Origin of the sequence: Mesorhizobium sp. M7A.F.Ca.CA.001.08.2.1 (assembly GCF_003998455.1) — a bacterium.
Lineage (GTDB): Bacteria > Pseudomonadota > Alphaproteobacteria > Rhizobiales > Rhizobiaceae > Mesorhizobium > Mesorhizobium ciceri.
The window spans coordinates 1-1,836 of record NZ_RZPW01000999.1 but is presented as its reverse complement, the minus strand read 5'-3'; the positions used below and the strand labels follow the sequence as shown (position 1 = coordinate 1,836).

At 63.5% G+C, this 1,836-nt stretch carries 3 protein-coding genes; 2 read left to right on the top strand and 1 reads right to left on the bottom strand.

The window, feature by feature from the left end; genetic code table 11:
* Window positions 1–93: 93 nt before the first annotated feature.
* Window positions 94–408: a quaternary ammonium compound efflux SMR transporter SugE gene (gene sugE / locus EN914_RS34000; RefSeq protein WP_013528463.1), complete on the top strand. Its 315-nt coding sequence runs from the start codon at window positions 94–96 to the stop codon at window positions 406–408.
* A gap of 138 nt (window positions 409–546) precedes the next feature.
* On the opposite strand, the gene EN914_RS33995 is transcribed toward sugE, so the two are convergent.
* Window positions 547–975 carry a DUF6481 family protein gene (locus EN914_RS33995; RefSeq protein WP_013528462.1) on the bottom strand — a complete coding sequence of 143 codons (429 nt, stop codon included), beginning with the start codon at window positions 973–975 and terminating at the stop codon, window positions 547–549.
* A gap of 278 nt (window positions 976–1,253) precedes the next feature.
* On the opposite strand from EN914_RS33995, the gene EN914_RS33990 reads away from it, so the two are divergent.
* A partial coding sequence (locus EN914_RS33990) for an LLM class flavin-dependent oxidoreductase (RefSeq protein WP_127389614.1) occupies window positions 1,254–1,836 on the top strand: 583 nt, incomplete at its 3' end.

Below are 1,836 nucleotides of genomic sequence, written 5' to 3'. Positions count from 1 at the left end.
CCCCAAATCCGGACGGGACGACCCGCCATTGTTTGACTGATCGTCGGACGCCGAAGTCACTTTTCGGTCCGATGCTCTGATGGAGCGTTGTCGATGTCGTGGATTCTTCTCTTTTTCGCTGGCTTGTTCGAGATCGGCTGGGCAATCGGCCTCAAATACACCGATGGCTTCTCGAAGCTGGTGCCGACCGTGCTGACCGTTGCCTCGATGGTCGTCAGCCTCACTCTGCTCGGCCTGGCGCTGAAGGCGCTGCCCGTCGGCACCGCCTATGCGGTGTGGACCGGCATCGGCACCGTCGGTACGGCACTGCTCGGCATCTGGCTGCTCGGCGAACCGGCCACCGCGATCAGGCTGGCCTGCATCGCGCTCATCGTCTGCGGCATCATGGGGCTGAAGTTCGCCGCCTGACGGTAACGCTTAGGTCTCTTGGTTTGCGCATGTCGTCCTCCCAGAGCCGGGACCAGGGCGACATGCATGGGACAAACACGTTCAGGGCCGCTGCGAGGCGACCCTGATTCTCGAAGCAGATTGCTCCGTAGCCGAGAGCTAGCGGGCGGAGAAGCCCGGAGGCGTCCTGCCGGTACGCTGCTTGCGTGCCGCATAACGCGCGTCGCGCTTGGCCTTGCGTTCGGCTTCGTCGGCCAGAAGACGGGCGATGCGCTCGTTCTCTTCGGATTCCCGAATCTTGGCCTCAGCCTGTGCAGCTTCCTCGGCGGCGATACGTGCCGCTTCGGCTGCTGCCTCGCGCTCGGCCTTCTCGACCGCTTCGCGTGCCAGCTTCTCCTGCTTCAGCCGGGCCTTTTCGGCCTCGCGGATTTCGCGGGCCGCAAGGATAGCCTTGCGTTCAGCCTGCCGCGCCAGCACTGCGGGATCATCCGCCGCCGGCTTTGCCTTGAAGCGCTCGAGGAGCGCCTTCTTTGCCTCGTTTGCGGCATTGCGCCGCTCGAAAACGTCTTTTTCCCTGTAGATAGCCAAGTCCACTTCCCTGAAGTCAATTCGCGACGCTTACATACGCGCGAAAACCGAGAGTTCAAGCGCCAAAACGGCATGGCAGCCATGAAATTGTCGGCTGTTGCACTCGGGAGACGCCTTTGGAGCAATTCCAGGAAAAGTGTGAAGCGGTTTTCCGTCCGGAATGGCGACGAAGAGATAGAGCCGAAACCGACATGCACTGTTCACCGTCCGCCCCACTGGCGGCGCGGCTGAGGCGTCGCTACGTCTAACCCGAAAACCCAACACCAGGATGACATCAAATGGAACTCGGTCTCTACACATTCGCCGACGTCAGCCCGCAGCCGGGCCCCGGTGCCATCGGCCCGCATGAGCGGCTGCGCAACCTGATCGAGGAGATCGAGCTGGCCGACCAGGTCGGCCTCGACGTCTTCGGCCTCGGCGAGCATCACCGGCCCGACTATGCCGCCTCCGCACCAGTCGTGGCCCTGGCCGCGGCGGCCGAGCGTTCGAAGCGCATCAAGCTGACCAGCGCGGTCACCGTTCTGTCTTCCGATGACCCGGTGCGCGTTTTCCAGCAATTTGCCACGCTCGATCTTCTGTCGGGCGGCCGCGCCGAGATCATGGCCGGGCGCGGCTCGTTCATCGAATCCTTCCCGCTGTTCGGTTTCAACCTCGAGGATTATGACGAGCTGTTCGCCGAAAAACTGGATCTGCTGCTTGCCATCCGCGACAGCGTGAAGGTCACCTGGTCGGGCAATCTGCGTGCGCCGATCAACGATCGCGGCGTTTATCCCCGGCCCTTCCAGGACAGGCTACCGGTCTGGATCGCCATTGGCGGCACGCCGCAGTCTGCCGCCCGCGCTGGCGCGCTCGGCCTGCCGC

Coding starts and splice junctions, on each gene's coding strand:
- sugE (WP_013528463.1), top strand. CDS start 94: ATGTCGTGGATTCTTCTCTTTTTCGCTGGCTTGTTCGAGATCGGCTGG.